The organism is Ruegeria sp. AF5, assembly GCF_056541905.1.
Genome location: NZ_JBQFYZ010000047.1, coordinates 1 through 1,366, shown reverse-complemented (window position 1 = coordinate 1,366; position 1,366 = coordinate 1). Strand labels below are relative to the sequence as shown.

At 56.6% G+C, this 1,366-nt stretch carries 1 protein-coding gene; it reads left to right on the top strand.

The genetic code is table 11. The features are described from left to right. Nucleotides 1–89: 89 nt before the first annotated feature. Nucleotides 90–1,109 carry an IS110 family RNA-guided transposase gene (locus ACR0DS_RS20285; RefSeq protein ID WP_209599476.1) on the top strand — a complete coding sequence of 340 codons (1,020 nt, stop codon included), beginning with the start codon at nt 90–92 and terminating at the stop codon, nt 1,107–1,109. The last annotated feature ends 257 nt before the right edge of the window (nt 1,110–1,366 follow it).

Genomic DNA, 1,366 nt, shown 5'->3' with positions numbered 1-1,366 from the left:
TGCGGATGGGGTGGATGGCGTCTGCAGCCAACCGTCGCGCTTTGCGGCAAACTGCAGAAGACATCTTCTGCAAGGAAAGGAGCCCCACCATGGAAGTCACGACAATAGGATTGGATCTCGGTAAAGACGTCTTTCAGGTCCACGGAATCGCTGATGACGGTACGGTTGTCTTCAATCGTTCGATCCGCCGCAGACAATTGCTGAAGTTCTTTGAGACCCTGCCGAGCTGCCTCGTCGGAATTGAGGCGTGTGGGTCGGCACATCACTGGGCGCGTGAGCTGACTGAAATCGGCCATGACGTGCGCCTCATGCCGGCGACTTACGTAAAGCCCTACGTGAAGCGTGGAAAGACGGATGCGGTTGATGCCGAGGCAATCTGCGAGGCCGTCACGCGACCGACCATGCGGTTCGTCGCTGTGAAATCGAAGGAACAACAAGCCCTTCTTACAATGCATCGCGTGCGCCAGCTTGTCGTGCGCCAGAAAACCCAGATGCTGAACGTGATCCGGGGTCTTCTTCGAGAGTTTGGTCATGTGATCGGGAACGGGCCGGTGGCGGCGATGCGCTTCGTCAAAGGGTTCAAAACCAACGATTGCCCGGACATGCCAGACGTTGCGAAGAGCATGCTCAAAACCCTCTGCGAGCAGGTTGTTGCACTCGACGAGCGCGTGGTGTTCTACGACAAACTGATCGAGTATCATTCGCGGATCGATGAACGGGCCAAGCGGATCAGAACCGTCCCTGGTGTTGGTCCAATCACCGCCTCTGCCATCGTCGCCACCATCGGCGACGGCAAACAGTTCAAGAACGGGCGCGAGTTTGCTGCTTGGCTTGGTCTCACCCCATTGAACAGATCGAGTGGTGGCAAGGAACGCCTCGGCCGGATTAGCAAGAAGGGTGACCGTTACATAAGAAGGCTTCTGGTGATCGGTATGACCTCACAAGTACAGCGCGCCCGCGGCTATCCAGAACGCGTGCATCCTTGGATCATGCAACTCCTCGAGCGCAAACCCGTCCGACTTGCCACGATCGCGATGGCAAACAAAGCCGCACGGATCATCTGGGCGATCCTCACCAAAGAAACATACTACCGGCAATCAGCGGCATAACCGGAGGCACTGAACAAAAAAGAATTGCAAGACGAATGCCATGATGGCACGTGCGGTCATCCGAGAACCCGGAAAACCCGAGCTTCGTCCTGAACTCTCAGGTTCGCTTTGCCGATTGGGACCAGGTTCACGGAACCCATCAAGGCCAGCGGCTCAAGCAAATGCCGCAATCAAAGGCCGGACACAGGACTGTACTGACCAGCCGCGCAATCAGAGCATTTTGTCCTTGCAAAGCAGACGCCATCCACACAGGACGA